The organism is Parashewanella sp. 2210YD4-3 (genome assembly GCF_056591735.1).
The window spans coordinates 39429-64049 of record NZ_JBWQOG010000015.1 but is presented as its reverse complement, the minus strand read 5'-3'; the positions used below and the strand labels follow the sequence as shown (position 1 = coordinate 64049).

At 39.9% G+C, this 24621-nt stretch carries 22 protein-coding genes; 6 read left to right on the top strand and 16 right to left on the bottom strand.

The window, feature by feature from the left end:
• Positions 1 to 4 precede the first annotated feature (4 nt).
• The 3 genes from AC1EU0_RS18040 (at position 5) to AC1EU0_RS18030 (ending at position 2761) form a co-directional block, all read left to right on the top strand.
• A complete protein-coding gene (locus AC1EU0_RS18040) occupies positions 5 to 1306 on the top strand; it encodes a dicarboxylate/amino acid:cation symporter (protein WP_480304023.1) in 1302 nt (433 codons plus the stop codon).
• 229 nt (positions 1307 to 1535) lie between these two features.
• Positions 1536 to 2327 carry an MBL fold metallo-hydrolase gene (locus AC1EU0_RS18035; protein WP_480304021.1) on the top strand — a complete coding sequence of 264 codons (792 nt, stop codon included), beginning with the start codon at positions 1536 to 1538 and terminating at the stop codon, positions 2325 to 2327.
• Positions 2328 to 2527: 200 nt separating this feature from the next.
• Entirely contained in the window at positions 2528 to 2761 is a 234-nt protein-coding gene (locus AC1EU0_RS18030) for a hypothetical protein (protein WP_480304020.1), read from the top strand.
• A 42-nt stretch (positions 2762 to 2803) separates the two neighbouring features.
• Here the strand turns inward: AC1EU0_RS18030 and AC1EU0_RS18025 are convergent, their stop codons facing one another.
• The 4 genes from AC1EU0_RS18025 to adk form a co-directional block, all read right to left on the bottom strand.
• Positions 2804 to 4108: an inosine/guanosine kinase gene (locus AC1EU0_RS18025; RefSeq protein WP_480304018.1), complete on the bottom strand. Its 1305-nt coding sequence runs from the start codon at positions 4106 to 4108 to the stop codon at positions 2804 to 2806.
• A 222-nt stretch (positions 4109 to 4330) separates the two neighbouring features.
• Positions 4331 to 5905 (bottom strand): hypothetical protein, encoded by a 1575-nt coding sequence (locus AC1EU0_RS18020; protein ID WP_480304017.1) that lies wholly within the window; start codon positions 5903 to 5905, stop codon positions 4331 to 4333.
• 152 nt (positions 5906 to 6057) lie between these two features.
• Positions 6058 to 6810, bottom strand: a complete 753-nt coding sequence (locus AC1EU0_RS18015; RefSeq protein WP_480304015.1) for a hypothetical protein — start codon at positions 6808 to 6810, stop codon at positions 6058 to 6060.
• Between the two features lie 151 nt (positions 6811 to 6961).
• Entirely contained in the window at positions 6962 to 7606 is a 645-nt protein-coding gene (gene adk, locus AC1EU0_RS18010) for an adenylate kinase (RefSeq protein WP_480304013.1), read from the bottom strand.
• 286 nt (positions 7607 to 7892) lie between these two features.
• On the opposite strand from adk, the gene AC1EU0_RS18005 reads away from it, so the two are divergent.
• Positions 7893 to 9737: an ankyrin repeat domain-containing protein gene (locus AC1EU0_RS18005; RefSeq protein WP_480304012.1), complete on the top strand. Its 1845-nt coding sequence runs from the start codon at positions 7893 to 7895 to the stop codon at positions 9735 to 9737.
• A gap of 266 nt (positions 9738 to 10003) precedes the next feature.
• Here AC1EU0_RS18005 and AC1EU0_RS18000 read toward each other — a convergent pair whose 3' ends face one another.
• On the bottom strand, positions 10004 to 10864 hold the full coding sequence (locus AC1EU0_RS18000) for a tetratricopeptide repeat protein (protein WP_480304010.1): 861 nt from the start codon (positions 10862 to 10864) through the stop codon (positions 10004 to 10006).
• Positions 10865 to 10944: 80 nt separating this feature from the next.
• Entirely contained in the window at positions 10945 to 12858 is a 1914-nt protein-coding gene (gene htpG / locus AC1EU0_RS17995; RefSeq protein ID WP_480304008.1) for a molecular chaperone HtpG, read from the bottom strand.
• A 266-nt stretch (positions 12859 to 13124) separates the two neighbouring features.
• Here htpG and AC1EU0_RS17990 point away from each other — a divergent pair, with 266 nt between their 5' ends.
• A complete protein-coding gene (locus tag AC1EU0_RS17990; RefSeq protein ID WP_480304006.1) occupies positions 13125 to 13508 on the top strand; it encodes a hypothetical protein in 384 nt (127 codons plus the stop codon).
• Between the two features lie 42 nt (positions 13509 to 13550).
• Here the strand turns inward: AC1EU0_RS17990 and recR are convergent, their stop codons facing one another.
• Entirely contained in the window at positions 13551 to 14150 is a 600-nt protein-coding gene (gene recR / locus AC1EU0_RS17985) for a recombination mediator RecR (protein WP_480304005.1), read from the bottom strand.
• 137 nt (positions 14151 to 14287) lie between these two features.
• On the opposite strand from recR, the gene AC1EU0_RS17980 reads away from it, so the two are divergent.
• Positions 14288 to 15445 carry a hypothetical protein gene (locus AC1EU0_RS17980; protein ID WP_480304003.1) on the top strand — a complete coding sequence of 386 codons (1158 nt, stop codon included), beginning with the start codon at positions 14288 to 14290 and terminating at the stop codon, positions 15443 to 15445.
• Positions 15446 to 15475: 30 nt separating this feature from the next.
• Here the strand turns inward: AC1EU0_RS17980 and AC1EU0_RS17975 are convergent, their stop codons facing one another.
• The 9 genes from AC1EU0_RS17975 to dnaX form a co-directional block, all read right to left on the bottom strand.
• Positions 15476 to 17230, bottom strand: a complete 1755-nt coding sequence (locus AC1EU0_RS17975; RefSeq protein ID WP_480304001.1) for a lysophospholipid acyltransferase family protein — start codon at positions 17228 to 17230, stop codon at positions 15476 to 15478.
• A gap of 460 nt (positions 17231 to 17690) precedes the next feature.
• On the bottom strand, positions 17691 to 18137 hold the full coding sequence (locus tag AC1EU0_RS17970) for a hypothetical protein (protein ID WP_480304000.1): 447 nt from the start codon (positions 18135 to 18137) through the stop codon (positions 17691 to 17693).
• Between the two features lie 11 nt (positions 18138 to 18148).
• Positions 18149 to 18589, bottom strand: coding sequence for a YHS domain-containing (seleno)protein (locus AC1EU0_RS17965; RefSeq protein ID WP_480303998.1), 441 nt, complete (start codon positions 18587 to 18589; stop codon positions 18149 to 18151).
• A complete protein-coding gene (locus AC1EU0_RS17960; RefSeq protein WP_480303997.1) occupies positions 18586 to 19332 on the bottom strand; it encodes an NRDE family protein in 747 nt (248 codons plus the stop codon). Before AC1EU0_RS17960 ends, AC1EU0_RS17965 begins: the two co-directional genes overlap by 4 nt.
• Positions 19333 to 19335: 3 nt before the next feature.
• Complete coding sequence (locus AC1EU0_RS17955; protein ID WP_480303995.1) at positions 19336 to 19887, bottom strand: hypothetical protein; 552 nt, start codon at positions 19885 to 19887, stop codon at positions 19336 to 19338.
• Between the two features lie 20 nt (positions 19888 to 19907).
• Entirely contained in the window at positions 19908 to 21038 is a 1131-nt protein-coding gene (locus AC1EU0_RS17950) for a D-alanine--D-alanine ligase (RefSeq protein WP_480303994.1), read from the bottom strand.
• Positions 21035 to 21637, bottom strand: a complete 603-nt coding sequence (locus AC1EU0_RS17945) for a DedA family protein (protein WP_480303992.1) — start codon at positions 21635 to 21637, stop codon at positions 21035 to 21037. Before AC1EU0_RS17945 ends, AC1EU0_RS17950 begins: the two co-directional genes overlap by 4 nt.
• 211 nt (positions 21638 to 21848) lie before the next feature.
• Positions 21849 to 22181 (bottom strand): YbaB/EbfC family nucleoid-associated protein, encoded by a 333-nt coding sequence (locus AC1EU0_RS17940; protein ID WP_480303991.1) that lies wholly within the window; start codon positions 22179 to 22181, stop codon positions 21849 to 21851.
• Between the two features lie 45 nt (positions 22182 to 22226).
• Complete coding sequence (gene dnaX / locus AC1EU0_RS17935) at positions 22227 to 24551, bottom strand: DNA polymerase III subunit gamma/tau (RefSeq protein WP_480303989.1); 2325 nt, start codon at positions 24549 to 24551, stop codon at positions 22227 to 22229.
• Positions 24552 to 24621: the final 70 nt, after the last annotated feature.

Below are 24621 nucleotides of genomic sequence, written 5' to 3'. Positions count from 1 at the left end.
AGATTTGAAAAATACAAATAAATTAGGACTTACAGCCAAAATTCTCATTGGTATGGGGTTAGGCTTATTGCTTGGTTTCGCTATTCGCTACCTTTTCCCAGATAGTCAATTCGTTCACGATTACATTACCCAAGGTGTGCTTCATGTTGTTGGAACTATTTTCATCAACGCTCTGAAAATGCTTGTTGTACCTCTGGTCTTCGTATCTTTGGTGTGCGGTACTTGCTCATTAAGTGACCCCAGCAGTTTAGGACGTTTGGGTGGTAAAACCATTGCATTTTACTTGAGCACAACCGCTATCGCTATTTCATTAGCAATCCTTGCTGCTGTAGTGATTCACCCGGGTGACGCTTCTATGGCAAGTACTCAAATGAGTTACACAGCGAAAGAAGCACCTAGTTTGAGCCAAGTATTTATTAATATGGTACCTACTAACCCAATTGAAGCCATGGCCGAAGGCAAGATGCTACAAATCATCATTTTTGCTGTGGTATTTGGTTTTGCTATTTCTCACCTAGGAGAACGCGGCAAACGAGTGGCTGCTCTATTTGAAGACTTTAATGAAGTCATTATGAAAGTAGTAACTCTAGTTATGCAGTTAGCGCCATACGGTATCTTTGCTCTGATTGCTAAACTGGCTTTAACTGTAGAAGGTGGAGCATTCATTTCGGTATTGAAATATTTCTTTGTTGTTTTGGGTGCGTTGTTAATACACGGCTTAGTTGTTTATCCTGTTCTATTAAAGCTACTTTCAGGGCTAAACCCAATCTCATTTTTGAGAAAGATGCGCCATGTTCACTTGTTTGCATTTAGTACTGCGAGTTCTAATGCCACATTACCGGTGACAGTTGAAACGGCTGAGCACCGCATGGGTGCCAGCAACAAAATTGCTTCTTTCACCTTACCTCTTGGTGCAACCATCAATATGGACGGTACGGCCATTATGCAAGGTGTTGCCACAGTATTTATCGCCCAAGTATTTGGCATTGACTTAACCATTAGTGATTACGCTATGGTTATTGTGACGGCCACACTAGCTTCTATCGGTACTGCTGGCGTTCCCGGTGTTGGTTTGATCATGCTAGCAATGGTACTAAATCAAGTCGGTCTTCCAGTTGAAGGCATCGCGCTGATCATCGGTGTTGATCGCTTGCTAGATATGGTTAGAACAGCGGTTAATGTTACTGGCGATAGTGTAGTGACTCTTATTGTTGCTAAATCTGAAGGTGAATTTGATGAGAAAATTTTCAATGACCCTAAAGCTGGTGAGCTTAAAAGTAATTTAACCGAGCAAGTAAATTCTTGATGCTCATGAGCATGCCATACCTACCTCTGAGTGAAAATTAGTTTTCACTCAGAGGAAACTCTTTTCCTTTCTAATTATTGATCGTAAAATTCCTCGCTCCTCCCTACACATTTTTCATATCATGAAATATATACCACTTTTATTTTTAGCTCTCATTTGTGAACTATCTTCGGCAAACACACAGCTGCCATTCAATGATAGAGGAGTCACATACAACCCTCTAAGCTTCGTGAAAACGATTAAAACTGGTGATGGTGCTTATACGCTTGAGTTTAAAAATCATGAGGAATCATACTTTACAAACTTTCTAATCACTTCCAAAGGTGTTGTCGCTTTTGATCCACTATCTGATAGTGCTGCACGCATCTATGCCAAAAAGATTAAGCAGCTTGCCCCCGGAAAGCCTTTATTAGCAATCGTCTACTCTCACCTTCATACTGATCACATAGCTGGCGCCAGAGTTTTGCGGTATATCTTTGGTAAGAATGTTCCAATCATTGCCCATCAAAACGTTAAAACCTACTTTGAACACAACGTTGTTCCATATGTTGATCTGCCTACAGAAACTATTTCGGATGAAGGAAAAACCATAACATTTGGTAATCGAACCATAAATTTTCATTACCTAGGTGATGCTCACACATCAAGTATTCTTGTTCCAGAAGTAAAAGAACTTCGTTTTGCTTACGTTTGTGATTTTGCAAATAATGATGTAGTTGGCTGGACAGATTTACCGGGAATAAACATTGACGAAATGCTTAAAATGCAACGGAATGTTTTGAAATTAAATGTTGATACAATTAGTTTCTGCCACGGGAAACCAGGTACCAAAAACGCAATTAAACGACAATTATCCTACTTTACGACATTACTAAAATTAGCCCGAAAAGCAAAAACGGAAGAGTTGACTGAAGATCAAGCAGCAGAAACTATCAAGCTGCCAGAGTATCAGTACTTTTCTAACTATAATGACTGGTTTAAAGGAAATGTAAGAGCCATGTACCGTTGGATTTCAAACTAGCGCCAAATAAATAGTCACTTTTAGCAGTGACTATTTTTGCGAACCTTCCATTTATATACCAATCTTACTTTAGTGTTTCTTAGAACATCATATTAATCGGAATGAAACTAAAGCCTTGGGCCGTAATTTCAGCACCCTTGTTATCTCTAATTTGTTACTTTTCTCTATCTTCATTAGGGCTTCAACATCAGGCTACTGTCGTGGCTTCAATAACACTCCTAACATTAGTGTTATGGACAACGAATGCCTTGCCTATAGCTGTTACAGCATTAATTCCTGTTGTACTTTTTCCTGCATTTAATGTGATGAACCATAAGCAAGCTGCAAACTTCTTAGGCAATGATATTGAAATGAAATATATGGTAAGCAACGGGATTGTGTTTAGCTTATTGTTATCCTTCCTTAACACTGTATTTTGTTTTTTATTGATATAAAAATGCGCCCAAAATGAGCGCATATAAACGTTTAGAGTTTGGTTATCTTTCCCAATAGGACTCTTCTAAGCTGTCTTCCCTCTCTGGTAACGCTCTCGATAACCGTGGGCTATGCTGTGCCAAAACTTCAAACGCTACACGGTTTGCATATTTACAAATTTGTGAGAACGAGGAATAACATAAACCGCTTGTGTCGTGTTTACTCGAACCGGGTACATTCTCTCTGTGATATACGTTTGCAGAAAGATCATGAAGTAATGCGGCCAATGCACCATCACCCGCACCATTGGTATTACGAATCTTCTCTGGCCCACCCATGTATGGTGAAATATGTGCAAATACTTTTATTGGTGTTTCACAGTCTTGTTTACGCTTAGGACGAGAAAACTCATAACGATTGAACTCTGGAATCGCACCGGGTAATAGTGTGTGGCGAGTTTCTCGTTTTTGTGATTCTTCAGTATAACCACCAGTGTAAAGCCCTACTGGTCCTGCGGTAGTGAGTACCATATCGCACCATTCCAGAGCCGCTTCGCTAGCCAATAATGGATCGGCGTGACCTGTTAATGCTTCACCTTCATCTTCGTTCATTGCCAAAATAGTGACATGCTCTTTAATAAAGTCTTGCCACCACTTCGGATCTTCAGCAATTAAAAACTTAGTTCCCAGAGTCAATACCACAGGCACATCTGCTGCTTTAGCGTATTCAATTGCTGCCATTGCAGATTCCGTCATTCTGTCTTCTTTACTGGCTCTCATCAGGTAAGCCGTCAAAACAAGCGCAGAACTATTTTGGATCATTTCTTTATTGATGTATTCAGGGCTAAGTTTATCCATCACCCCTTTACTGATGGCAAATGTTCGCTCACCACAATCTGAAATCAAGGTAAAGCATCTGCCCATTGAACCTTCTACAGGTTGCAGAAAATTAAGATCAACTTTCGAAGAGGTATTGCATAGATAACGGTAAGAGTAACTGCCCACTTCAATGTTCTTACTCATCACACCGAACAACACTGAACGGTCATCAGCTAAGATGGAATAGTTATGAACCGTATTACCGATGGTTCCACCAGCAAACTCATCACTGATCAAATCTTGAGCCTTAAGCTCTTGGTACAAACGCTCCGCTTTTTCATCGTCAATCAGCGTAGAGTTCCCTTTAGGTAATCCATAACGCTGAATTAACTCATCACCTACTTTTGCTTCAATATCAACCAAGGTTTGGTCGATACCACATATGTAAGTTCTAACGGTATTTACCTGATGATTGAGCTGCTTTAATAGCGGATCTCTTGTTGTAACAGGGAAGTAATGTTTGGATTTGCGCTGACCGGGAAACTTCATAACGGGTTCTCTTATTACTGCATCCCTGCAATGTATGTGATAGCTTGCTATCAATTTCGTGAAATTTGGCGGATTTTATCACATGAAAACTCTGTTTTGCTATTAGAGTAAAACTTTTCTAAACAGCTCCTTTATTAGCCCTCCATAAAGTTTGAGTTACTTGCACTTCTTCTATACGCTAACTGTACACCGCAACACTCACCTGCTACGTATGATGCTCGTTCATTTTTCTTGTTCACTACATATCCTTAAGTTTTTTTCTAATTGCACTGTTCTAAAATCTTCCACTGTCATTTCTCTGGTATAAAATGGGAAGGTGACTTTTTTCATTGTAGTGATCATGCGCTTGACTGTTTCTTTCCTGATTACTCCCCAGTTGTCGTCATTTTCTCCCGTTTTTATTTCAATAATATCCAATGCCTCTTCTTCCACAAAATTATTGCACTTAAGAATGCAGTCAACTCCATCCTTGATCTGTTTATAAGTCGTACATGGAATACTATCAATATGCCGTAACAAAGCTGGTATTTTTTGCATCTGAATAACTTGTGTGTTTAATTCTTCTTCAATCTCAGCTAGCCCCCTGTCTCGGTATTCAGTTTCAGAAAATTCACTCTTAATTTTCAACAATATTTCGTTAGCTACTTGAGGGTGCTCATCTTTATAACTAATTAAAAGAAAAATGAACTCTGTCAAAGTTCGCTGCTCATTAGTTATCAAATGGCCATCTGGTGATGTATAGCTGATCGACACGACACGGCAAAGAGTATGTCCATGAGGGCATTGAGTACGGGAATTATTAGCCATCGATTGGAGTTGATGGATAAGAGGTAATGTCATTATTAATCTTGCAGTTGGATCTTCTGACTCTCCGTCCGGTTGCTCATACATTTCATGTAACGCATGAAGTAGAAAGGCAAGTAAGGGATCTACTGCTGGTCTACTTCTGGCAGTCTCTGGTTGACTCGTAGGTTGGGACGGCGCAGCCTGTCCAGCTCTATTGGTATCACTAACTGTTTGTTGCTGATGGGATTGCAAATAAACAGACGAGCCAGTCCCCCTTCTATCAGAGTCTGTAATTGCACTACTAGAATCGACCTCAAAAGCGCGGTTATGTTGTAGTTCAGCCAACCTAATAGCTGCTCCGCTTGTTTCTTCATTTAACCAATCTGATAAATATTCCTCCACTAAAGGTCCAGCTGACTCGACAGATAACTGCGAGCTAATTAATTGTACCTGACTCCTATCACCTCTTTGGGTAATTTGAAACACCATCCCTTTACAGTAAAACGCTTGATTGGTTTTCTCTCTGCCTCTAATTCTTAGCGATTGTTGATACGCAGCAATTAGCTCATCTTTTGTGGGGATAATGGAATCGCTGATACTTGAGGGTAATTGATTAATCATCTCGCATAAAGCAACACATTGTTCAGAGGGATGTTGCTGATGAAACGCTTCAAACACAGCAGCATTAGCCCTCACATTTGGATTGTTAAGAATACAATTGAATTTTTCAAGTAATGGGGCATAGCTAGACTGTTGAAATTTATCATACCGATTAGATTTTGATGGATGTATCACTCTACCAAATACGCTAGGCTCAGATTCGAAGCCTTCAACGAAAGCTGCTAACCGAAACGAACCTGAGTCAGACACAGATTTTATAATTAGTTGTGTATCACCCAGCTTAAAATCACCATGCGTATTACAAAGACCGCCATGAACAATACTGTGATAATACATACTCTCAAGCTGTGCATTATCAAAAGACTGAGCTGATTCTGCTTGTGTTGCCATAAATAAAATAATTAACAATTGTTTTCAGAATTATATCGTTTTGCAGAAACACTCCTAATTAAAGATTATTCATAGCAAGTTTAAAAACACTCCCTCTTTTGTCACAAGAAAATCACCATTTTGAGGTATTACACTTACAGTGAATATGTTGCTTATAGGTTAATAACATACGATTCCCGAACAAGCTGCTTGTGCCTATCAAAAATACGATAATGTTTAGCCAATGCAGCATAGATAGCTGTCGCACTTTCACTACTGTTTAACCACTCGGATAAGTTTTTTACCACCTCGTCAACATCTACACTTTCTGGTAATTGTGAGCTCATTAACTTCACTTGACGCTCACTCCCTTGTGAGTGAGTGTGAATGAGCATTCCCATGCAATAAAAAGCTTCATTGGTCTCTTGAAGACCTCTAAGCTCTACTGATTTTAAATAGGCTTCAACAAGGATTGTTTTGCTAAAACAAACCAAGTCAAACACAGTGCTGGGAAGTTGATTTACCCATGAAGATAGTTCTATCCGTTCGCTGCAGGGTTTCTGCTTATACAATGCCTGAAAATGAGCAGCGTTTTCCCTGACATTTGGATGGTTGATAATCCATTCGAATTGTTTGCATGTTTTATAGGCTGTGGATCGTTCAGCGTTTTCATCCCAGTTCGATAAACCCCCAGTAGGCATATCATCCTGAGGACTAGATTCAGCCCGAATACTTTCAATAAATACTGCAAAGTGTTTATGATTTGAATCTGATATACTCGCTGATTTGATACGAAACGTAACTCCAGAAAATTCAATAGCAGCATGTGTTTTTCTAATACCTTTGAAAATAATACTGGAATAATACCTACGCTCTAAAAACGCATTTTCGTGCTTTATAGGGAAATACGATGCCTGTACTGCCATGACTAAATAAATTATTGTATTTGATGGCTATTTTAGCAGTCAATATCGGCATATCTAATTAAAGATGCTACATAACAGGTTGATGATTGCTCTTCTAAATACCAAAAAAAGCCCGCAGCAATGCAGGCTTTTTAACACAAAGCAGAGAGTGCTACTTGAGTACGTCAGCTAATTGAGAACTCACATCTGATACTGATTGTGTACCATCAAACTTGTGGTATTCAGTTTTAGTTGTTTCAGCAACTTTGGTGTAGTAGTCAACCAAAGGCTTAGTTTGATCATGATAAATGGTCAAACGCTTACGAACAGTTGCTTCTTCGTCATCAGGACGGATTGCAAGCTCTTCGCCAGTGACGTCATCTTTACCTTCTTGCTTCGGCGGATTATAAACTACGTGATAAACACGGCCCGAGCCTGGATGAACACGACGGCCACTCATACGCTTAACGATTTCTTCATCAGGCACATCAATTTCAATCACATAATCAACATCAATACCATTTTCTTTCATAGCATCTGCTTGTGGAATAGTACGCGGGAAACCATCAAGCAAGAAACCTTTTGCACAGTCATCTTGAGCAATACGTTCTTTTACTAAACCAATGATTAAATCATCAGAAACCAGCTGACCAGCATCCATCACTTTTTTTGCTTCTAAGCCGAGCTCTGTTCCAGCTTTAATCGCAGCACGTAGCATATCCCCTGTAGAAATCTGAGGGATACCATATTTTTCCATGATGAATTGAGCTTGTGTTCCCTTACCAGCACCTGGAGCGCCTAATAGAATAATGCGCATTGCAAGAATCCTCTTTCGCATTTATACCTGAAATGCAGGTATTTATTCAAAAATGAAGCCGCGATCTTCGCACATCTGACTTCATATGAGAAGAGCTTCGATTTATTCGTTTTATTTTAATCACGAAGTTGTCGTACACGAGTGTATACAAACATTTTCATGAGGATTAACTTGGTAAATATACCTTGCCCAAACAGTTAAAATAATGAACAAACATTAATTAATTACAGTGAGTTAATTATGATACTTTTCTGTCATAAGGCTTTATCACTCGGGTCCAACACTCATGGTCGCCACCGCCGTATTTCTTCCCAATCACAACCAAACATTTTCAGATCAAGAGTTAACCACAAAGAATATATCTAAGGTTGCTAAACAATCCTTAACATCAGTTTCTCAAAAATTTAGTGACACTTCATATACAGTAACGCACAAGCAATCTGGAAAGTTCGTGCTATGCATGCAGGATTTTCATTATGGAGACAGCAAAGTTTCATACGTACCAGAGAGGCGCTGTAAGCCATCTATGCAGCAAAGATTTAAACTCTTTGTCATTCGATATGCACCTTTTCCTGCCGTAAGAATGTTTTTTAATTCCCACGATAGAGATCCTCTGATAGCTGCCAGAGTTCACATGAGAGAACTTGAACACAGACTGAATGCAGATAGACAAAAAGTAATGAATGCTTGTTTAAGAGGTGATCGAGACTGTGTTTCTCGCTTGATTTCTCAAGGGGTGAATTTAAACTTTACTACCGCAAATGGTTGTTCACCTCTTTCTTGCGCCTTAAGCAGTCGTATGTTTACCCTTGCCGACAACTTAATGAAACATGGGGCATGTCTTACTACGTCTGAACAACAATTATCCCTAGGAAGAAAGCTGTTTGAAGCAGAGGATGGCAACAATTCAAATATAATCCAACTTTACATCGATACTGGTGCAAATATTAATGTAAAAAATGACAAAGGAAACACTCCTATTGGAATTGCAGCATCTAAAGGACGCTCACAAATCGTAAAAGTCTTGCTTGAAAATGGCGCTTATACTCATGGGAAAGATGATCGTGGAATGACACCATTGCATCATGCTGCCTCCAATGGTCGTGTAGAGGTCGTTAAACAATTAATTGCAGCTAAAGTAAAAATGAACGTTCAAGATAATGACGGTAATACACCACTCCATATTGCCGTGAAAAATGGATACTCAGAAATTGTTACTGAGCTACTAAAAGCCGAAGCAGGTACTGACATCCAAAACGATCAAGGCGCAACGCCACTAATGGTTTCTGCAAGATACGGCTACTCTCATATCACGGGACAACTATTGATCGCCGGTGCTAACCCTAATATTCAAAATAATGAAGGCTGGACTCCTATAAAGCGTGCAGCAAGAAATGGCTATTCAGGTATCGTCAAACGACTGCTAGATCATAAAGCAAATCCTGATATTGAAGATAAAGAACAACACACACCATTGCACAATGCTGCTCGAGAGGGACACACCGATATTGTTACGATGTTACTGGAAGCTAAAGCTAACCCTAACTGTAAAAATAATAATGATTGGACACCTTTAAAATTGGCTGCTAAATATGGAAATCTAGAGATGGTTGAACAACTAATAGCCAATGGTGCAAACCCGAACATCAAAAATAACAAAGGGGGAACGCCATTACACAATGCAACTTGTGACGGCCATACAGATACTACTGCACTGTTACTAGACGCTAAAGCAAACCCTAATCATAAAGATGATGAAGGCTGGACACCATTACACAACGCTGCGACTCAAGGCTACACAGATATTGCCATTATGCTGCTTAAGGCTGAAGCGAACCCTAATTGTAAAGATAGCAAAGGCTGGACTCCTTTAAAACGTGCTGCAAACAAAGGGCATTCAGAGATTGTCAAGCAACTGTTAGCCAATGGTGCAAACCCTAACATCGAAGATAACGAGAATTGGACACCATTACACAACGCTGCATATTGGGGACACCCCGATATTGTCGATACGCTGCTGAAAGCTAAAGCTAAACCGAATTATAAAAACGGTAAAGGGCAAACGCCGTTAGCACTTGCACGAGAACGTGGACACGCAAAAATTGTGAAATTATTGCAGCCTCATAGCTAGAGAATACATCAAGGAAACAAGCTCCAGCTAATTTCCTTGAATAGTGCTTTAATACCAATTACAGGGATTAAATGCTCAACTCAGAGCTGTGTATGCGGTTAAAGTGCAATCTTCGAAACGACAGTAGTCGTATGTCGGTAATCGAAATTGATGTAGGAATAGTCATTACCGACATACAAAACTGTCGTTATTTCATTGCTACGTCAAATCAATTTTGAGCAGGAATTTAACCGCATACAAGCTCCCAAAGGGCAAGGCTAAAGGTATTAATACAAAAGCGTGTACAGTTGGCGGCGATATTGGTTACCCAGTGCGTTACCTTGACCAATCGCGGTTAGAATTTCCATAAACACATGCTTAACATCACCATTTTGAGCCGACATGTCTTTCTTGAGCACTGCAAACAGTAAATCCAGTGCTTCTTCATTACGATTTACTTGATGTAATGCCTTGGCTAAATTCATCAAAACAACCAAATCAGAAGGGTTAGACTCAAAAGCCTGTTGAAGCTCTCTGATCTCAGGCGTGTCTGCGGCATCTTTGGCTAAATCTAATTTCGCCATTAGGCTTTGATAGTAACTGTCTTGATCGGCTAAACCGATACTGCCCAGCAAAGTTTCAGCTTGAGCAACTTCACCCACAAGCAATGAGGCATCAGCAAAAGCCAAAGTCACTTCAGCAACTTGCGAATCTTGATAAGCAACTTTTAACAATTCTACCGCTTGAGTCAGTTCATCAGTACTACGAGATTCATTTGCCAGAATCTGCTTAGCTTGAGCCAAGTTCAATTGCCACTGGGCTGGTAAATGCTTTTCGAGTACTCCAAGAATTTCTGGGCGAGACTTAACACCAGCAAAACCATCGATTGGCTGACCTTTGCTTAACAGCAAGGTTGTTGGTAATGATTGAATTTGAAAGTACTGCGCAATCTCAACCTGAGTATCGCAATCCACTGTAGCCAAAATAAAACGGCTGCTATTCTCAGTAGCAATGGTTTGCATTTCTTGTTGAAACCCTAAGGTTTCTTGTTGCTGTTGTGAGGTAAATACCATCACAACCAAATGCTCTTTAGAAGCATCGACAACTTGTTGAATGTTTTCTTTAGTTAGGGCAATGATATTTGACATAGGGCTTCCATATAAACACTGCGAAATTTCTAAGACTGTAAAAAATAAGGCGGGAAGAACCCGCCTTATTTATTCGCAAACTATTTTAAGCTAGCAACCAACATCTGGTTCATCAATTTAATGAAGTGAGATGGATCGGCAAGGCTGCCTTTTTCTGAAAGCTGCGCTTGTTGCAGTAGTAAGTTAGCCCAATCAGCAAACGCTTGTTCGTCTTGCTCTTGATCCAAACGCTCCATTAATGGGTGTTGCGGATTGATCTCAAATAGTGGCTTAACTGCTGGCACTTCTTGACCAGCCGCTTCCATTAATTTGATCATTTGTGAGGACATTTCACCTTCACCTGTAACGACACAAGCTGGAGTATCTGTTAAACGACTCGTTACTTTTACATCGCTCACTTTATCAGCAAGCACGTCTTTAACACGCTTAACTAGAGCTTCAGAGTCAGCCGCCAGTTTTTCAGCCGCTTCTTTTTCTTCTTTATCTTCTAAGTCACCAAGCTCTAGATCACCTTGAGTTACAGAGTGTAGCTTCTTCTCTTTAAACTCATTTAAGTGATTTACTAACCACTCATCAATGCGATCGTGCATTAAGATAACTTCAATGCCCTTCTTGCGAAGTAGCTCAAGATGCGGGCTGTGAGCCGCAGCTTCGTAGCTATCAGCAACGATGTAGTAAATCTTATCTTGACCTTCCTTCATGCGATCGATGTACTGCTCAAGCGATGTTGTCGGTGCTGAAGACTCTTCGTTGGTTGACGAGAAACGCAATAAACCAGCAATGCGCTCTTTGTTAGCAAAATCTTCAGCTGGACCTTCTTTCAACACTTGACCAAATTCAGCGTAGAATTGTTGATACTTATCAGCGTCACTTTTCGCCAGCTTTTCTAGCATACCCAATACACGCTTAGTGATACCACTACGCATAGATTGAGTAACTTTGTTGTCTTGTAAGATTTCACGAGATACGTTCAAAGGTAGATCGTTTGAGTCAATCAAGCCTTTAACGAAACGCAGGTAAGATGGCATGAATGACTCTGCATCATCCATAATAAACACACGTTGTACGAACAGTTTTAGACCTTGCTTAGCATCGCGGTTCCATAAATCCCAAGGCGCTTTTGATGGAATATAAAGCAAGCTAGTGTATTCATGTTTACCTTCTACACGATTGTGCGCCCATAAAAGCGAATCGCTGTAATCATGTGAAACGTGTTTATAAAACTCTTGGTATTCTTCATCGGTAATATCTGATTTGTTACGAGTCCAAAGCGCAGTGGCTTTGTTCATACCTTTCCACTCGCCTGCTGTTGCAGCAATCTTTTCACCATCAGGGCCTTCAGATTCAGGCTGCCCTTCCTCCCACATTTCAACAGGGATTGAAATATGATCCGAATACTTAGTAATGATAGATTTCAAACGAAAATCATCAGCAAATTCAGTTTCTTCATCACGTAGGAAAAGAGTGATTTTGGTGCCGCGGCTTTCTTTAGAGATGCTCTCTACAGAAAACTCACCTTCACCTTCAGATTCCCACTTAACACCTTCATTGGCACCATGACCAGCAGCACGCGTTTCAACGGTTACTTTTTTTGCAACAATGAACGCCGAGTAAAAACCAACACCAAATTGACCGATAAGTTGTGAATCTTTGGCTGAATCGCCAGATAAGTTTGAGAAGAATTCAGCAGTACCCGACTTAGCAATTGTACCTAGGTGCTCAATCACACCATCACGAGTCATACCAATGCCGTTATCTTCAATGGTAACCGTACCTGCTTCTTTATTTGCACTAACACGAACACGTAGTTCGCCGTCACCTTCGTATAACGCATCGTCAGTTAAAGCGTTATAGCGTAATTTATCTGCTGCATCTGCTGCATTTGAAACGAGCTCACGTAAAAAGATTTCTTTGTTGGAATACAAAGAATGGATCATCAATTGGAGTAACTGCTTAACTTCGGTTTGAAAACCATGAGTTTCTTGCTGTGCCATGAATAAAACCTTTATTAACTATTAATGGCGACTAATGTCGCGTAAAACACTTCAATAATAAATAAATGGGGCATGGATTTTCGATTTCAAGGGAAAAATACAAAAACCACAGATATTTCTTAAAATATGGAATCATACTTCACGGAAACAGCAATAAAAATTTAGCAATACATAGATATATCAATACATTAAAAAAAAGTAACTTGATAAAAATTTACTATGGTTGAGAATAATAACTATGAGCTGGCTTCAGTGAGGTTCTAGTAATGAGCGTGAGTGGCAGTAAAAATTATGTTCCTCTTTTAACTTTTCAAAAAGAGCTCGCAACTCAAGATAAACCATGGAAACAACAAAAATGGGTTGGTTCAGTCAATAGTGCTTGCTCATCAACCTTCACAGTTCTCTATGCTGTTGAGTTCTATGGCAGTACAAATAGTCAATTTAAAGCCTTTGCTGTACAGCCTCCACACAATCTCAAATACACTCTAAAAGATGGTCAATACTCGTTATTGGATTACAAATTAAACTGCTTCAAGTTATCTAGCTGCAGCGAAGAAGTTATTAGTGAGCAAGATGCAAAGCAAGTCATAGAAAAATTCATGCTCGAAAATTCGAATTTACTCTTTACAAGCTTTTCATCTGGCCAATAGAAAATAACATTGCTATTACCATCTTCTATATAGATGCATTCTTTATAATTGCTTTCTTCCTGTAAACGACAAAGCCAGCGTCGTGCTGTCGACATATTCAAGCTCACCACCAACTGGAACACCATGAGCAATTCGGCTCACTTTTACTTCATATCTTGCAGCTATGTCACCAATAAAATGAGCTGTAGCATCACCTTCTACCGTTGGGTTGGTTGCCAAAATCAGCTCTTGAACATCACCTAAAGCTAAATGTTGCTCTAGTAAATCTAACCCTAATTCATCAGGCCCGACACCATCAAGTGGCGATAAATGCCCAAGCAACACAAAGTAACGACCCGAAAAATGCCCGCCTGATTCTACCGCTAACACATCTGCAGGTGTTTCTACCACACAAATGGTTTCTGAGTTACCACGTTTGTTACTTGCACAAATGGAACATTTTTCTTCTTCCGTAAATGTACGACAAGACTGACAATGCCCTACTTCACGCATCGCTTTTGCCAAAGTATCGGCCAAATGCGCACCAGATGAACGTTCACGTTCTAATAGTTGGAAAGCCATACGCTGTGCCGACTTAGGTCCGACACCCGGCAAACATCGTAAAGACTGGATTAATTCATCAACAAGGGGGCTAAATTTCATTGGCTTACCTAAATTACAGTACCCCATACCTAGGGCTTTTATCATGAAATTCTAACATTAAATTTCAATCATAATGGTTCATTTTTAAAATGTTTAACCATTAGAATACCCTTACGTCCTTAAAATACATCCTTATCATGGCTAATGTATCTATATATACCAAGACAAATGACACACAAACCCAAGCCAGTTTGGTTGAGGAACATACCTTGGGATATGCTTGTTTTAAACATAAATATCGAGTAACCATAACAGAAACTGAAGGCATAACACTTGTAGAGCGGTTCAGGTTTTTACAACAAAATGAAACTGCGTCCCCTGCAAACTTTCTTGATTCTCAAACTTCCGCGAAAAGGTTCTTTCTAACATATTTAACAACAATGTCTTCAACTGAAGTACGATTAAATACATTCTTACAAATACCAGTCGTTCGAAGAAGAGAAGCATTGAACAGTTTTCAATCTCAATTTACTGATGAGTTAGTGCCACAACTTGTTGATAAAATGTTAGGACAGCAGCAGTTAGAAGAGTTTAAAGAACTCCTTCCTTTGTTGAATCAGCAGCAACTACTCAATTGCTGGACAAGAGGAAATACTGAAGAAGTTCAAGAGCTCATATTAGGCGCTCTAGCACAAATAGCAATTAACAAAGACTACATTGTTAGTGGTAATGGAGGGAGGGTAATATTTGTTGATTGTTCTGATGAACCAATGTCAACAAACATACATTCTCTGGAGCTTAAAAGGTTGTTAGCTGTTCGCCTTTATAACGAAAATCAAGCCGGTATAGCCCGCACTCTTTTTATAGATCATGATGAAATGTACCTTTCAGAGCTCCCTCCTGAAGTCCTATATATACTAATAAATGTACAAAAACCTAGCGACTATTATCGTTTCTTCAATTCACTTAATGGCCAAGACAGACCTAAAATGATTTCAAAGCTAACCGCGAAAAATCAAACTTGGTTAATACAAGATATTTGCGAAAGCCAACAGCCTGATGAAAATAAAGAGCTGTTCGACCTACTCCTACAAAACTGCAGCTTTACGTCATTGCTTGAAAGAATAAGCCGTTTTGAATTATTAAGCATAGTCAGACTATTATCAGCGATTAACAGCCAAGAACAACGTGCAAAACTTATTATTGCTCTCGATTCTAGGTTACCTGTATTTTTGGAGTTAAAATCATCAGGCAAACTGCTCACAGAGTTTAAAGAGCATATACAAAACAACGAGCAATTAGCTGATCAATGGCAAAGCTTATGTTCAAGATATCCAACTTTGAAAACGGTATAGTTAAAACTCCTACTTTCATAAATAGCTCAATCAAGAACTACCTAAATGACTATTTAAATATTCCCGAGCCTGATCTCTCCCCATATATTTACCTAGAGTGCGGACAGGTACAGTCGTCAAATCAACCACAATTAAACCATCTAAAGCAAAATTAAATGCAGGGTCAACGTTAAAGCAAACCAACTTTCCATTCATGCCTAAATATTGCCTCAACAACACAGGCAGCCCTAAACCTTGTTCAAGGCGACTCAATACTTTTGACAAAAGTGGCAATTTAGAGATTGAACTTAACATATCTGAACGCCAAAACTCTTGACCACTCGTTTCAAGCGGCGTTGTTGGTTTAACCAACTTAGCTTTTTCATCATCATAATAACTAACAGACATGACAGAAGCGATAAGCTGCCTTGCAACAGGACTATAGTCGTTGCTAATGCTTACAGGGCCAAACAAATGCGTGTATTTGGGGTTTTGCTCCACAAAACTCGCAATGCCTTTCCACAATAGGAGTAACGAATGCATGTTACGCTGATACTGTTTTGCCACCACTGAACGCCCTAATTCAATTGATTGACCTAAACTTTCGATAAACGCTTCACCGTATTGGAATAAACTCGCAGAATAAAGAGCGTCGATTCCTCCTTTAGCGATAAGCTGATCAACCAAACCTAACCGATAACAGCCAACCAAATCTCGATTGCCTTTATGCCAAACAAAAAGCTGATGATAGTGCTGATCAAATCGATCTATATCGCAACTTAAACCACTCCCTTCACCTACTTCCCTAAAGCTTTCTTCACGTATGCGGCCAATTTCATGCATCATGTTTGGGATCTCAAGTGAAGGTGCACAATAGACCTCGAATTCCCCTTGAGATAACAGTTTGTAATGTTTAATTGTTAATAGCTCATTTTCTAACTTATCAACTGATACCGGTGTAATAATCTGCTCTGTATCATTCCCTTGAGGTACTGAGGATTGCTTATTTGCCACGCTTCCCATCAAATAAGTATTTAAACGAAAGTATTGAGTTATATCTTCTTCTTTATCGAAGTCTTTGATTTCGCTATAAACAATTGGGTTACCAATTGAAACAGAAATAGTCTCGCCAGACTTGTTAAGCAGTTCTCGTCCAAGCAGTGCCGTTCTAAGCAACGGGTGAATCCTCCCTATTTGATAAAACAGTTTGCTATTCAAACCATTGATATAAATAGGAACCGTTGTTGCCTCTGCGTGTTTAACAAATTTAGCGACTGACTTACTCCATTCTTTATCTGTAATTTTATTTTCACTTTCTTGCCACGAAGACACTTCCCCTGCAGGAAAGAGAATCAACACTCCACCACCCTTTAAATGTTGGTTTGCCTCTTTTATGGCTCTGCGGTTGGTGTGCCTTGCTTGCTCTCCACTGAAAACATTTACACCTATGAATAATTCATCCAGCTCCGGAATACGCTTAAGCAATTCATTAGCGAGAACTTTGACATCTTTTCGTACTTTAGAAATTAACGAAGCAAGAATAATTCCTTCTATTCCACCAAACGGATGATTAGCAACAATTAAAACCGAACCTTCATTAGGAATATTATCAAGCGAGCCATGCTCTACTGTATATTGAGTCCCAATTCTTGCTAATGCTTCATGCATAAACTCAAAGCTGTCTTTTTGTAGAGCAACTTGTTTATACAATGACTCCAGTGTTGAAAGGCCTGTCGCCCACTCAACAACCGATTCAGCGATCCCAAAGGGCGTTCTTCTTGGAAGCCTAAACGGACTATCGAACATAGTAAGTTCCTTTTGTTATTTTTAATATTTTCAATAAATTAAACAACAAAAAATAAAGACTTTTATAGGTACTTTAAAATCAAATAATTGGGTTGGATTAGGTAAATAGAATACCTAGTGATTTTAGACCACAGATACACACAACTTTCTTAGATTAGCTATGTGTCCGTGGCCTAATACCAATTGCAGTAATTAAATGCTCAACTCAGAGCTATGTATGCGCACAAAGTACAAACCAAATTGGTGAAGACATAGTTGTTCTACGTTAAGACAATTTTGTGCAGTAATTTTTGCGCATACAAGCTCCCGAAGGGCAAGGCTAAAGGCTTCCATTACTGTGTTGCATGTTCTCGAATTAACCCGTTAGTACTTCGAACATGCGCCTTGTACTGAAAGCCTTTAGCTCTTGCTGAGTGAGAGATTAATTACTGTAATTGGTATAATATATAGAGTTTTAATGCTATGAATGCAAAAAATTATTGGTGAAAGTGCCTTCCGTTTTAATATCTCGTACAAACAGAAACACGCTACAACACCATACAATACAAGCCATGCCAAATAGTAGTCCACCATCACTGCCAATAACTTCTCCCATGCTATTAAACTCTGGCATCACCACGCCTAACGGTGTAAACAAATGGAAGAAAATGGCTCCAGTCATAATACCAACGCCCATCGCCGCCCCCACACCATGTAAACGAGTGAAAAGCAAAATAGAAGCAACCAATTCAGCAAAACCAATTAAATATCCGCCATAAACGCCGAACCAATCAAAGCCCGACCACTTAGCTAAAGTTCCGAAAATATGTTCAGTTTCGTAAGAACCTGTAAATTTAAAAAACAGAGATTGAATAAACACAAATGCGATAAACGCAGATGGTATATGTTTCAATGGAGTAAACTTCATAAGATGAATCCTTATTTGTTTATAAGTTTTGGCCAATTTTTATCTGCTTCAGCAATGTGACCAGCACGATCTTTATCCCACTTGCGCTTTATTTCCGCGTCATAATTAAGATAAAGTTTGCCATTAACAATAGCCCACTGCTTAGGATCTCCTGAAGCAAAGTCATTATGAACTGCAACTGCCCACGCACAATAACCACCGTATTGTGGTGCATAGGCTTGTGGGGTTGCTTTAAATTTTTCTAGGTTAGCCTTTGAAGAAAAATACCAGTTAGCACCTTTGTATTTGGTTTGCCACTTGCTGTTTCCTTTCACTGGCTTACCTTCAGTAAAATAAGCAACGGTGTCGTAACCACTCACTGCTTTGTTACTGAAAATTCCGGTATAAATTTCATCAGCGGCAAAAGTAGAACTGCTGAACAATATGATGATCAGGGCAAATAACTTTTTCATTTGAAAACTCCTGGTTCGACAAAGTCGTTTTTAAGACAACTTAGGCTGGTACTAAGATCTACATTGCGATGATTATCGATAGATTGATAAATCATCTCTTGCTTAGTAGAAGATGCAACAACCTGAGTGAAACTTACTGTACTCGCATCATTTCTTGCCATCAATGGCGAAAGGTGCGGGTTAATTTCGTCATAATTGTGATGAAATAATCGTCCAACTTCATGTCTCGGCTTAGTGGTTACCAATTCATTAAACAGCTTAAGTCGATATTTACTTGCTTCCTCAAAATGCTTAGCCGCAGAGACAATTGGCGCAAACGCGCTAGATTGGGTCAACTTAAAACCATCCCACCGCCAAAGTACGGCCTCATCAGCAGTATGCTTAGTATCAAAAGCAACCACGGTAAATGGTGAAAAAAAGCTCAAGTCCATTTCAGATAAACGGCTACCTGCTCTCTGACTAGAGCTACTGCTTGCTAAATGTTTTATTATTAGGCCTCTACTTCTCAAATCGCCGGAAGGCTCTTTACCTTGATAAAAGTTTAGTAAACAGACGGTAACACCGTATTCGTTAGTTGAAATCCAACTCCCACCACCAACAGGGTCAATGGGCATTAAACAATTAACACCATCAATCATCACGCTTTGAGGTTCGAGTGCTGGCAAGCGAGAACGTTGCTCATCTCGGTTAAAGAACACTTCATAGGTATTATTGCTGTGGTAGACCCAAGATAACGTGCACATAAGCTATTGAGCCCTCTGATATGTGGCCGTGGTAGGTGCAACTCCAAAATTACTATCAGAGTCAACACCGCATAAAGATGCGGCAACTTTAGCCATAGCAAAATGATGTGTCGCATGAAGCGCAGCAAAAGTTAGCTCTCGAACAAAGCTAGAAGATACTTCCTCAACATGGGTTTGCGATAACATGACCTCAGTTTCAACACTGACTTTTTGAATTAAATCGTCATCTGTTAACTGAAATACCCATTCTGTGAGTTCAGTAATTTCCTGTTTCGCAACGTCTAAACTTCGCTCTACTAAGTGTCCACGCCGACGAACGTTGTAATTAATCTTTACAGGATCACGTTTAATTGCATGGAATAAATCCAGCCAATGGCGAAAGTGCTCTCCAATCGAACTACTGAAATGGGGTTGAGGGATAAAGACATAGTCTTCCTGAGTTAGCGACCCTAAAAATTCACGCCCTTGATTCAGCGTTTCAATACACCCTATAACAGCTTGAGAAGGGCTTGTCTGATCATTTGAAGCTAAGCGTATCCTTACGTCTTTCATCATTTTCGTCCTAAATAAAGCAATCAGTCAGTCATTGGATAGAGATGCGTTAACAGCTTTTCTTCCCTCCAAGCTTGAAGTAATGTTGTAAGGTTCGGCGTTTTATGACCTTGCTTTTTATATTTCGAACCAATCTGATAAAGTAATCGATATTGCTTTAAAAGCGTCCTAAAAATATCACTCAAAGCAGTGTCACTATCCCAAATATGTGCAGCCTCACTGCTTGCACCATTGATTTCCAAAATATCAAAGCACTCACCATTCATCAGAGCTCGAATGTCTTGGAACTTAATATCAAGACGACCAAAATTAAAACCGTCAAAATCTGCCAAAACATCATTTAACTTTTGCTCTAATGCTCGGGTAATAAACTGATTACCATCACGAAAGATTGCACCAAAGGTATGGCTACCCGCAAATGCCAGCTGAAACTCCTCACGTTCAGGAACAATAAAATCGAGCTGTTCTTTATGCCGTGGTAAATATAGATGCTTCAACTTACCTGCTCTCGGGCACTTTCCAATCAACTCTTTCAAAGTAGATACTCCATCGCCAACCACCCTTGGAGAATACTTTAAGGTCATCGAAATAATTTTTCCGTGTGACTCTCCTGGCTGTTTGACATAAAACACACCAGCTTCCGCACTGTATTGAGACTTTTGCTGCAATAAAAAACGTCCTGAAACAGGGAAACTATCAATATAATTCCGCAACTGCACATCAGACTGAATAAGCTTCACACCAACCCCACGACAACCTAAATCAGGCTTAGCCACAAGAGGATAGCTTAGCTCTGCCCTATCAAGCTGGTTCTTAGCTTCATTAAATAAATCTTCAATCTGGCTTTGAGTTTTGGTTAAGGTAATAAAAGGAAGAACCCATGCTTTCGTCTGTTTACCCGCAGAATTAAAAATATCATGTTTTGACTCCCCCACCATGCCACTCAATTTAATAGCAGGGTTCGCAATCAAAGGTAATGCCCAATCGAAGTGAACAAGGCTAAGTACGGCACTTTGCAGTACAACAGGAGTATAAAAAAACCATGTTGGAAAAAATTCAAACGGAGAGATAGCTCGCCTTGGTTGATGAAGAACAGGCATTCCCGCGTTCACCATCCCTGCAGGGATCATTTCGACGTTAGAAAGTTGTTTCATCTGCGTCCCTTAAAAATTGCTTTAGTAACCAATTTATTGAGCAAGAGCATCAAGCATAGGCCTAGAGGAATAAGTAACCAACTGGTTTGGTGGTCTTGAAACAGTTGCGCATTGCCAAGCTGAAAGAAGGAGCCGAAAACAAGTATAGTCCAAAGAGCCGTTGCCGTTAATACAACGATAAAAAACTTCATTTTTGGAACATCAAGAAAACCACTTAATGTAAACCCTGCAGCTCTCAACCCCGGAATAAAACGTATTAAAAATAAAGTAAAAAATGCTTGTTTATGTAGTCTTCGCCTCATGCTTCTAGCACGATGATACCGAAATAATCGGTATCTAAGAAAACGAACTTTCTTTGCGGCCTTACCAATGAGATAAAGCCCCAAGTCACCTGTGCTGATCCCAACAAAAATCGCAAATAGTGCAATATGAGTAGGCATAATTTGTTCTACAGCTAACGTTGCCGCGGTCACTATTGCAAGATCTTCTAATAGATACGAGAGTAAAACAACACCAAGAAATAGCGTTGCCATGGACATGTTATCTTGAAACAGCCAAGTCTCAATCGTTGTCGCTAAATCTAATATAACGGCCCCCAAACTGCACATACCCAAAAAATGAGAAATGACGTATATTTTTATGCTACTACACTATGAGATAAGGTGAGTTTACTTATCAATTTCGTTCTCTACATTGATAAAGATAGAATAGTTCGAAAAATTTTCACTATGAATAGTTTAAAAAATTCGTTCGAATGGCCCACAAACAAAAACAGCGACCGAAGTCGCTGTTTTTATTTTGGCTAAAAGCTTAAAACGGCATTTTCATGCCAGGAGGCATCTGCATTCCGCCTGTCACTTCTGCCATTTTATCTTTTTGATTTTCTTCAACTCGACGAGCCGCATCGTTACATGCTGCTGCAATCAAATCTTCTAGCATTTCTTTGTCGTCATCTTCAAGCAGGCTTGGGTCGATTTCGACTTTACGAACATTGTGGTTACCTGTCATGGTTACTTTTACAAGACCAGCCCCGGCTTCACCCGTCATTTCCATGCGGGCGATTTCTTCCTGCATTTTGGCCATTTTGTCTTGCATCATTTGGGCTTGCTTCATTAAGTTGCCCATTCCACCTTTTCCAAACATACAATTCTTCTCTAAGGTCTGTTTACATATTGTCGCCAATGTTACTTAATTTTTGGCACTATTAAAATCTAATTTGGCTATGCTTGCGGTTTTTGCCAGCATTTTTTCTCGCGGAAAACCTAAACTATCGATGTTTAAGCTTGCTCCCATATGCTGTTTTAGCCAAGAAACATGTTGATCATCATTCAGTAGCTGCTCTGTTTCACCTAACAATGAACGATGAAAGCGCTTTCGGATTTCCAATGGTGTTTCTCTGGTATCATCAACACCAATTTGAACATCTAATGAAATACTTTGATCTAAATATTTTTCTAACTCTGTCTTCAGTTGCTCAATGGCTCCTGGGGCTGCTAAGTGTTTTTGATCTGGTTTAAGCAATAACTGTAGTTGATCAGCAAATTGAACACAGACAGAGTTCACTGCTAGCTGCCTGATTCGTCCACCCAATTCTAGTAGCGACATTAGTTTGTACCAATATAAATCGGTTGAATCTCCTTCTACCTCTTTTTGTGGTAACTGTGATTTTTCTACAACCTCAGTAGCTTCGAGATTAGTTTGCTGTATTTGTTCAGCTTCATCAGGTTTTGATGCTGCTTCAGCCGTTTCAATAGAAGGCTTTTCTACCACTGTCGAATCAACAGTTGGCTCTTCCCAAGGAGGCGTATCTTTTGGCGCTTCTGCTTTTATTGCATCAACTTCTTCGGAGCTATTATTTGGTTTTTCTTTAGTATCACTTACAGGTTTCCTCTCCACAGACAAACTGCGTTTGCTTCGAGGTTCAGCCTTTTTTGCAGGAGCGTCCTCTTCACCTTGTTCAGACTCTAAATCAAACAGTAAAGCATCACGAGACTGTAAAATTTGATCTAGTGGATCATCGCTTGAAGATTCTACAGCACTCTCTATTGGAGTTTGATCAGGTGTTGATACCATTTCAGCTTGCGCCTGTTCAGCAACAACGGGCGGCTCTGGCATTTGCGTAACACTATCATTTGGCTGAGTCTCAGCATTTAGTATGTCACCGTTATTAGTTCCAATATCACCCGCTGGAGTTTCAACCACTTGAGTCTGATAACCTTGGCTCTCAGCTTGACTCATTAACAAAGCTTGTTCAGCTTCTAGCTCATCAACTTCAGTGTTAGCTTTCACTTCAGCTTGTGACGGTTGAGGAGCAACAGCTTGCTCTGTTTGTGATTGTACGGGTTCAGCTAAAACTTCTGGAACATCTATCTTAACAGGTTCTGATACTGGAGCTTGTTCTGATGGTTTTGATTCCCACTTGGTTACAGGCGCTTGAGGCACAAAGGCAATAGCTCTAAGCAGTGCCATTTCCAATCCAGATTTGGGATCAGGCGCATACGGCAGTTCTTTGCGCCCTGAAAGTAAGATTTGATAATAAAGCTGAACTTGCTCTGGCGACAATTGCTCGGCAAAAGCTTTGATTTGCTCAGCGTATATGGACAGCAGCGAAGCGGCTAGAGCAAATTGAGTCAGCGTGATTTGATGCAGCAGCTCTAGTAAACTTCTCAGGACCTCTTCTGGCTCTGCGCCAAAGCTGATCACTTTCGCAGTTTCAGTCATCAATTCATTTACGTCGGCATGACATAGGGCTTGAAGTAAACCTATAACATGACGTTCATCTATGCTTCCCAGCATAGTTTGAACTTGTTTAAGCATGACTTCACCACCACCGAAAGCAATGGCTTGATCGGTTAAACTCAATGCATCACGCATACTGCCATTCGCAGCTTTAGATAACTGAGTTAACGCTTCTTCTTGATGAGGAATTTGCTCTTGAGTCAGTACATGTTGAAGTTGTTTACCGATATCTTCTTGGGTCAAACTTTTCAGGTTAAACTGCAAACAACGAGATAAAACCGTAATCGGTAGTTTTTGAGGGTCAGTGGTCGCCAGTAAGAACTTTACATGCTCTGGTGGTTCTTCCAGTGTTTTAAGCAGAGCATTAAAGCTACTGCGGGAAAGCATGTGAACTTCATCAATGAGATAAACTTTATAACGACCTCGTGTTGGTCGATATTGGACATTATCTAAGATCTCACGGGTATCATCGACTTTGGTTCTTGAAGCGGCATCCACTTCAATTAAATCAACAAAGCGTCCTTGAGCGATTTCAATACAGCTGTCGCACTGTCCACATGGCGTTGCCGTTACACCTGTTTCACAGTTTAAGCCTTTAGCAAATAAGCGAGCTAAACTGGTTTTACCTACACCGCGAGTTCCAGTAAATAAATAGGCATGGTGAAGACGTTGTTGGGTAAGCGCATTAACTAAAGCATGTAGCACATGAGCTTGGCCCACGACTTGCTCGAATGTGGCAGGGCGCCATTTTCTGGCTAACACCTGATATGACATGTATCTCCCTACTTGTCCCCATTTTGGGACAAATCCTCTGGTTTACGGTTTGTAGCAAGATAACATGCTA

Bases quoted from the DNA above. Each gene is read 5' to 3' on its own strand.
- AC1EU0_RS18025 (WP_480304018.1), bottom strand. From the start codon at position 4,108: ATGAAGTTTCCCGGTCAGCGCAAATCCAAACATTACTTCCCTGTTACA.
- AC1EU0_RS18020 (WP_480304017.1), bottom strand. From the start codon at position 5,905: ATGGCAACACAAGCAGAATCAGCTCAGTCTTTTGATAATGCACAGCTT.
- AC1EU0_RS18015 (WP_480304015.1), bottom strand. From the start codon at position 6,810: ATGGCAGTACAGGCATCGTATTTCCCTATAAAGCACGAAAATGCGTTT.
- adk (WP_480304013.1), bottom strand. From the start codon at position 7,606: ATGCGCATTATTCTATTAGGCGCTCCAGGTGCTGGTAAGGGAACACAA.
- AC1EU0_RS18005 (WP_480304012.1), top strand. From the start codon at position 7,893: ATGGTCGCCACCGCCGTATTTCTTCCCAATCACAACCAAACATTTTCA.
- AC1EU0_RS18000 (WP_480304010.1), bottom strand. From the start codon at position 10,864: ATGTCAAATATCATTGCCCTAACTAAAGAAAACATTCAACAAGTTGTC.
- htpG (WP_480304008.1), bottom strand. From the start codon at position 12,858: ATGGCACAGCAAGAAACTCATGGTTTTCAAACCGAAGTTAAGCAGTTA.
- AC1EU0_RS17990 (WP_480304006.1), top strand. From the start codon at position 13,125: ATGAGCGTGAGTGGCAGTAAAAATTATGTTCCTCTTTTAACTTTTCAA.
- recR (WP_480304005.1), bottom strand. From the start codon at position 14,150: ATGAAATTTAGCCCCCTTGTTGATGAATTAATCCAGTCTTTACGATGT.
- AC1EU0_RS17980 (WP_480304003.1), top strand. From the start codon at position 14,288: ATGGCTAATGTATCTATATATACCAAGACAAATGACACACAAACCCAA.
- AC1EU0_RS17975 (WP_480304001.1), bottom strand. From the start codon at position 17,230: ATGTTCGATAGTCCGTTTAGGCTTCCAAGAAGAACGCCCTTTGGGATC.
- AC1EU0_RS17970 (WP_480304000.1), bottom strand. From the start codon at position 18,137: ATGAAGTTTACTCCATTGAAACATATACCATCTGCGTTTATCGCATTT.
- AC1EU0_RS17965 (WP_480303998.1), bottom strand. From the start codon at position 18,589: ATGAAAAAGTTATTTGCCCTGATCATCATATTGTTCAGCAGTTCTACT.
- AC1EU0_RS17960 (WP_480303997.1), bottom strand. From the start codon at position 19,332: ATGTGCACGTTATCTTGGGTCTACCACAGCAATAATACCTATGAAGTG.
- AC1EU0_RS17955 (WP_480303995.1), bottom strand. From the start codon at position 19,887: ATGATGAAAGACGTAAGGATACGCTTAGCTTCAAATGATCAGACAAGC.
- AC1EU0_RS17950 (WP_480303994.1), bottom strand. From the start codon at position 21,038: ATGAAACAACTTTCTAACGTCGAAATGATCCCTGCAGGGATGGTGAAC.
- AC1EU0_RS17940 (WP_480303991.1), bottom strand. From the start codon at position 22,181: ATGTTTGGAAAAGGTGGAATGGGCAACTTAATGAAGCAAGCCCAAATG.
- dnaX (WP_480303989.1), bottom strand. From the start codon at position 24,551: ATGTCATATCAGGTGTTAGCCAGAAAATGGCGCCCTGCCACATTCGAG.